Below are 6,433 nucleotides of genomic sequence, written 5' to 3' on the forward strand. Positions count from 1 at the left end.
GCTCGCCGTGGAGCGGCCCGAGGCGCTCGCGAAGATCGCCGTCGACCCCAATGTCGGCATCGACGAGGCCAAGGCCCAGGAGATCGTCGACGCGGCCGGCTTCGACGCCGACACGGCCGCCAAGATCGTCCCGGTGCTCGGCCGCCTGTGGGAGGTCTACCGCGACGAGGACGCGACGCTCGTCGAGGTCAACCCGCTCGTCAAGACCGAGGACGGCGAGATCATCGCGCTCGACGGCAAGGTCAGCCTCGACGCCAACGCCGGCTTCCGCCACCCCGACCACGAGGCGCTCGAGGACAAGTCCGCCGCCGACCCGTTCGAGGCCGAGGCCAAGGCGAAGGACCTCAACTACGTCCGGCTCGAGGGCTCCGTCGGCATCATCGGCAACGGCGCCGGCCTCGTCATGAGCACGCTCGACGTGGTCGCCTACGCCGGTGAGGAGTTCGGCGGCCAGAAGCCGGCGAACTTCCTCGACATCGGTGGCGGCGCCTCCGCCGAGGTGATGGCCAACGGCCTGCACATCATCCTGTCCGACCCCCAGGTCAAGAGCGTCTTCGTCAACGTCTTCGGTGGCATCACCGCGTGTGACGCCGTCGCCAACGGCATCGTCGGCGCGCTCGACGCCCTCGGTGCAGAGGAGGACCGGCCGCTCGTGGTCCGTCTCGACGGCAACAACGTCGAGGAGGGGCGCCGCATCCTTGCCGAGCGCAACCACCCGCGCGTGATCATCGAAGAGACCATGGACGGCGCGGCCCGCAAGGCCGCCGAGCTGGCTGCGGCCGCGAACTGACCCTGAGACTTCCGAAAGAGGCAGACGAACCATGGCAATTTTCCTCAACGCTGACTCCAAGGTCATCGTCCAGGGCATGACCGGCTCCGAGGGCATGAAGCACACGCAGCGCATGCTCAAGTCCGGCACCAACATCGTCGGCGGCGTCAACCCGCGCAAGGCCGGCACCAGCGTCGACTTCGAGGGTGGCGTGTCGGTGCCCGTCTTCGGCACCGTCCAGGAGGCCATCGAGGCCACGGGCGCCAACGTGTCCGTCATCTTCGTCCCGGCGCAGTTCACCAAGGCTGCCGCGGTCGAGGCCGTCGACGCCGAGATCCCGCTGGCGGTCGTCATCACCGAGGGTGTCGCCGTCAAGGACACGGCGGAGTTCTTCAACTACGCCCAGTCCAAGGGCACGACCCGCATCATCGGCCCGAACTGCCCCGGCCTCATCACGCCGGGCGTCTCCAACGCCGGCATCATCCCGGCGGACATCTCTGGCGGCGGCCGGATCGGCCTCGTCTCGAAGTCGGGCACGCTGACCTACCAGATGATGTACGAGCTGCGGGACTTCGGCTTCTCCACCGCGGTCGGCATCGGTGGCGACCCGATCATCGGGACGACGCACATCGACTGCCTCGAGGCGTTCCAGAACGACCCCGACACCGACGCGATCGTCATGATCGGCGAGATCGGCGGCGACGCCGAGGAGCGCGCGGCGGCCTACATCAAGGACCACGTGACGAAGCCGGTCGTCGGCTACGTCGCCGGCTTCACCGCCCCCGAGGGCAAGACGATGGGCCACGCCGGCGCGATCGTGTCCGGCTCGTCCGGCACGGCGCAGGCCAAGAAGGAGGCCCTCGAGGCCGCCGGCGTCAAGGTCGGCAAGACGCCGTCCGAGACGGCTGGTCTGATGCGCGAGATCATGCAGGGCCTGGGCAAGTAGGCTCCCGCAGTCGTCGAAGGCGGCCACTCCCTCCCGGGGTGGCCGCCTTCGCTGTCCCGGCCGTATGCCGCTGGGCTTGCTCCCGCGGGCGGCGTGCCTCCCAGCCCTCCCGCCCTCTCCCGCCGCAACGCACCCTCGTGCCGCGTGCAGGGGCCGCCCGCAGATGGGGGTGGCACGGGAACAGAAGGTGTGTTGCGTCGGCGTGGGTGCTCGCGCTGGACCGGGCGCCTTGTGACCATGGGGGAGTCGATCCCGAGTGGTCCCGTCTGGAGTGAGTCAGCTGTCCCGTTCCCGCACCGCCCTTGCCACCTCGCGCGCCCGGTCAGCGGCGATCCGGGCCGGCGCCCTGGCGGCGACGGGCACGTTGGCCATCGTCGTCCTCCCTGCCCTCGTGGGCTGGCTGGCGGCACCGGTGGGAACGCTCGGGTGGTTCTCGGCCGTGCAGGTCGGGGCCGCCATCTGGTTCTCGGGCCATGGACAGTCGATCGGTGGGAGCGGTGTGACGGTCTCCTTGACGCCGTTGCTCCTCTTCCTCCTGTTCGTCTACGTCGCCGGCCGGTGGGCTCGGCGGCTCATCGCGAATGAACGAGCCGTCGTCGCGACGTCGGAGTGGAGCCAGGTCGCACAGCGCGGAGTCGTGCCGGGCTTCCTGGTCGGCTACGTCGGCGCGGGTGCCGTCTTCTCGTTGCTGACCCTTGGCGCACCGGTCGCGCCGGGGGTGGCTGCGGTGGCGGGCACGCTGTGGGTCCCGCTCCTGGCGCTGGGCCACCTGCTGGTGCGACCGACGGACCCCGAGGCGCCGGGGTTCGTGCGGGCCTGGTTCCTCCGCGGCCCGAGCTGGCTGCCGTTCGCCTGGCGGGCGGGCTGGCGCGGCGCGGCGATGCTTTTCCTCCTCGGGCTCGTCCTGGTCGTGCTGGCTGTGCTGGTCAGTGCACCGGACGTGCTGCGGATCCACGAGGACTATGGCCTCAACCTGCTGGAGGGGGCCGTCATCGTCCTGCTTCAGGTCATGCTCCTGGGCAACGCGGCGACGTGGGCGCTCGCCTTCCTGGCCGGCCCCGGCTTCTCCGTGGCCATCGACTCCGTGATCTCACCCGCGGCCGCCGAGCCGGGTCTGATGCCCCTCGTGCCGATCCTCGGAGCATTGCCCGAGGAGGCGGACTACCCGCCCATCCTGTTCATCGTCCTCGTGGTGCCGATTGCCGCCGGGGCGTTCATCGGGCGGTGGCTGGACCGTGACGTCGAGTTCTTCGGCAACGTGCGGGCGCGCCTGTGGGCGACCGCCACGGCGGCAGCCCTCGCGGTCGCGGTGGTCGGTGTGTTGACGGGGCTCGGCAACGGGTCGGTGGGCAGCGAGCGACTGGCTGCGGTCGGGCCGTCGGTGGCGCCGATGGTCGGGGCGCTCCTGCTCGAGGTGTGCGGGGGTGCACTGGCCTGGTCGGCTTGGTGTGTGTGGCGCCAGCGTGCCGAGACCGTCACCGACTCCTCCAGTGAGTCGGTCCTCCACGCAGAAGACCTGGCTGAGTCCGCCGAGTCCGCTGAGTCCGCCGAGTCCGCCGACGCAGATGTCGCCGCGCCGCAGGAGCCCGCCGACGAGGCCGGACAACCGTCCGGCGAGGGATCCGACATCGCCCGACCGTGACCCCGACGCGGCGGGCAGGTGGTGGCTACTGCAACAGCAGCCGCGCGCCGAAGGGCCCCTGCTCGCGCAGGTCCTCGCACGCCCCGCGGGCCTGCTGGGTCTGGGCAGAGGAGATGCACTGCTCGTAGGCGCTGATGTCGTCGTAGTAGACGGCCTGCATCGCCAACGTCGAGAGCATCAGCCCGACGATGCCGAGGGTGATGGCCGGCCACACCTTCTCGCGGCCCCGGCGGGTGGAGAGGAAGCGGAGCAGCCGGACCGTGAGGGCCGCAGCCAGGACCAGAGGAAGCACGGCGACGAACCGCTTCGGCAGCGGCAAGTACATGGCGATGATGCCGAGCAGCACGAGAAGCGTGACCGGGAAGGTGCGCCTGGCCTTCTCGCGGGCGAAGGCGAAGTCCTGTCGCTGGTCCGGGGTGCTCATGGCCCCATCCTCACCCATGGCGGCGCGGGCCCGGCCGGTGGGGGCGCTCGCTAGACTCCGCGGGTGACGTCCGAGGCACCCGCTCCTGTCGACATCGTCGTGCTCGTCTCGGGGTCCGGCACCCTGCTGCAGGCTCTCATCGACGCCGCTGCCGACCCCGCCTACGGCGTGCGGATCGCGGCCGTCGGCGCCGATCGTCCCTGTCTCGGGATCGAGCGGGCCGAGCGCGCCGGGATCGAGACGTTCGTATGCCGTCCAGCTGAGTTCACGTCGCGGGCGCAGTGGGACGTGGCGCTGGCTGAGCGACTCGCCGGGCTGGCACCTCGGTTCGTCGTGTCGGCGGGGTTCATGCGGATCCTCGGTGCTCGGGTCCTCGCCGAGCAGACCGTCATCAACACGCATCCGGCCCTGCTCCCGAGCTTCCCGGGCGCGCACGGCGTTCGGGAGGCTCTCGCCCATGGCGTCAAGGTGACCGGGACGACCTGCCACGTCGTCGACGCAGGGGTCGACACGGGTCCGATCATCGAGCAGCGTGCGGTCGCGGTCGCGGACGACGACACGGAGGAATCGCTCCACGAGCGCATCAAGGTGCAGGAGCGGGAGATGCTGGTCGACGTCGTCGGCCGGTTGGCACGGGAAGGCTTCACCGTGGACGGCCGCCGGGTCCACGTCGGCCGCTGACCAATCGAAAGAGCCACTGACCAATCGAAAGAGCAGTTCGCGACACCTCCCGCCCGGGTGTTCCCCAGCGCGCATGTCGCGAACTGCTCTTTCGATTGACGGTAGGCTGGCTTCACACGACTGGCGCAGGTGGGGAACCACCAGGGAGTGAACCGTCGGAGCATCGCCCGCCTGGGTGCTCCTGGTAACCGGACCTACCTGTGGAGGAGCCCCTCATGTCCGACGGTCGCCGCCCGATCAAGCGCGCACTCATCTCCGTGTACGACAAGACCGGTCTGGAGGACCTGGCCCGGGCCCTCGACGCGGCCGGGGTGTCGATCGTCTCAACCGGCTCCACCGCAAAGACCATCGCGGCGCTCGGCATCGCCGTCACCCCGGTCGAGGAGCTCACCGGCTTCCCCGAGTGCCTCGAGGGTCGCGTCAAGACGCTCCACCCGAAGGTCCACGCCGGCATCCTCGCCGACACCCGCAAGGCGGACCACCTCGAGCAGCTCGCCGATCTCGGTGTCGAGGCCTTCGAGCTCGTCGTCGTCAACCTCTACCCCTTCCGCGAGACCGTCGCCTCGGGTGCCGGCGACGACGAGTGCGTCGAGCAGATCGACATCGGCGGGCCCTCCATGGTGCGGGCCGCAGCCAAGAACCACCCGAGCGTCGCGATCGTGACGAGCCCAGCGGCATACGGCCTCGTCTCGGAGGCGCTGGGAGCGGGCGGGTTCACGCTCGCCCAGCGCAAGCGGCTCGCGGCGGAGGCATTCGTCCACACGGCGAGCTACGACAACGCGGTGGCCGGCTGGATGCAGGGCTACGCGGACGCGGGCGAGGCCGGCTTCCCGGCGTGGACCGGCGGTGACTACGCGCTCGCGGCGACGCTGCGCTACGGCGAGAACCCGCACCAGCAGGCGGCGCTCTACCGCAGCGGCACGCCCGGCGTGGCGTCCGCCGAGCAGCTGCACGGCAAGGAGATGTCCTACAACAACTACGTCGACACCGACGCCGCGGTGCGCGCCGCCCATGACCACGGCGACCAGCCGACCGTGGCGATCATCAAGCACGCCAACCCCTGCGGTGTCGCGGTCGGCGCGACGATCGAGGAGGCCTACGAGCGCGCGCACGCGACCGACCCGATCTCCGCCTTCGGGGGCATCATCGCGGCCAACCGGACCGTGACCGTGGCCATGGCAGACCTGGTCAAGGACGTCTTCACCGAGGTCATCGTGGCACCAGATTTCGAGCCCGAGGCGCTGGCGATCCTCCAGGGCAAGAAGAACATCCGCATCCTGCGACTCCCGGCCGAGCTGGCCGTCGACCATGCTGCGCTGGAGACGCGCCCGATCTCTGGCGGCCTGCTCATGCAGAGCGCCGACCGGGTCGACGCCGTCGTGCGCGACGAGGCCGGCACCGTGACCGGTGGCGACGACGCGGCGTCGTGGCGACTCGTGTCGGGTGAGGCGGCCGACGAGGCGACGCTGGCCGACCTGCAGTTCGCGTGGCGCGCGATCCGCGGGGTGCGTTCCAACGCGATCCTCCTCGCCGACCACGGGGCCGCCGTCGGGATCGGGATGGGCCAGGTCAACCGGGTTGACTCGTGCTACCTCGCCGTGCGTCGTGCCGGCGAGGAGCGGGCACGTGGCTCGGTGGCCGCATCGGACGCGTTCTTCCCCTTCGCCGATGGGCTGCAGATCCTGCTGGACGCCGGCGTGCGTGCGGTCGTGGCGCCGGGTGGATCGGTGCGCGACGCCGAGGTCATCGAGGCGGCGCAGGCCGCGGGCGTGACGATGTACTTCACGGGCACCCGCCACTTCGCCCACTGACCCCATCGAAAGAGCAGTTCGCGACACCCCCGACCGATCGAAAGAGCAGTTCGCGACATCCTTCGATGTCGCGAACTGCTCTTTCGATTGATCAACGGGTCCAGCGGTAGCCCGTCGGCTCGCCCTCGCCGAGGTCCACGATCGCGGCTACCGGCCCGCC

Annotated in this window: 6 protein-coding genes; 5 read left to right on the top strand and 1 reads right to left on the bottom strand. The window is 70.5% G+C overall.

The genetic code is table 11. The annotated features are described in order from the left end of the window. The 3 genes from OO014_RS18535 to OO014_RS18545 form a co-directional block, all read left to right on the top strand. On the top strand, positions 1-790 hold a 790-nt coding region (locus OO014_RS18535; RefSeq protein ID WP_272463809.1), incomplete at its 5' end, for an ATP-grasp domain-containing protein. Between the two features lie 31 nt (positions 791-821). Continuing rightward, positions 822-1,715: a succinate--CoA ligase subunit alpha gene (gene sucD, locus OO014_RS18540; protein WP_272463810.1), complete on the top strand. Its 894-nt coding sequence runs from the start codon at positions 822-824 to the stop codon at positions 1,713-1,715. A gap of 271 nt (positions 1,716-1,986) precedes the next feature. Further along, the gene (locus OO014_RS18545) at positions 1,987-3,357 is read left to right on the top strand and encodes a DUF6350 family protein (RefSeq protein WP_272463811.1); all 1,371 of its coding nucleotides are present in this window, start codon (positions 1,987-1,989) and stop codon (positions 3,355-3,357) included. A 25-nt stretch (positions 3,358-3,382) separates the two neighbouring features. On the opposite strand, the gene OO014_RS18550 is transcribed toward OO014_RS18545, so the two are convergent. Continuing rightward, positions 3,383-3,781, bottom strand: coding sequence for a hypothetical protein (locus OO014_RS18550; protein WP_272463812.1), 399 nt, complete (start codon positions 3,779-3,781; stop codon positions 3,383-3,385). A 63-nt stretch (positions 3,782-3,844) separates the two neighbouring features. Here OO014_RS18550 and purN point away from each other — a divergent pair, with 63 nt between their 5' ends. Continuing rightward, on the top strand, positions 3,845-4,462 hold the full coding sequence (purN, locus tag OO014_RS18555; protein WP_272463813.1) for a phosphoribosylglycinamide formyltransferase: 618 nt from the start codon (positions 3,845-3,847) through the stop codon (positions 4,460-4,462). A gap of 215 nt (positions 4,463-4,677) precedes the next feature. Then, positions 4,678-6,273: a bifunctional phosphoribosylaminoimidazolecarboxamide formyltransferase/IMP cyclohydrolase gene (purH, locus tag OO014_RS18560; protein WP_272463814.1), complete on the top strand. Its 1,596-nt coding sequence runs from the start codon at positions 4,678-4,680 to the stop codon at positions 6,271-6,273. The last annotated feature ends 160 nt before the right edge of the window (positions 6,274-6,433 follow it).

Source organism: Intrasporangium calvum (genome assembly GCF_028446585.1).
Classification (GTDB): Bacteria; Actinomycetota; Actinomycetes; order Actinomycetales; family Dermatophilaceae; genus Intrasporangium; species Intrasporangium calvum_A.

What these genes read in the sequence shown, in the direction of transcription:
- OO014_RS18550 (WP_272463812.1), bottom strand. Translation starts at nt 3,781, where the DNA reads ATGAGCACCCCGGACCAGCGACAGGACTTCGCCTTCGCCCGCGAGAAG.
- purH (WP_272463814.1), top strand. Translation starts at nt 4,678, where the DNA reads ATGTCCGACGGTCGCCGCCCGATCAAGCGCGCACTCATCTCCGTGTAC.
- sucD (WP_272463810.1), top strand. Translation starts at nt 822, where the DNA reads ATGGCAATTTTCCTCAACGCTGACTCCAAGGTCATCGTCCAGGGCATG.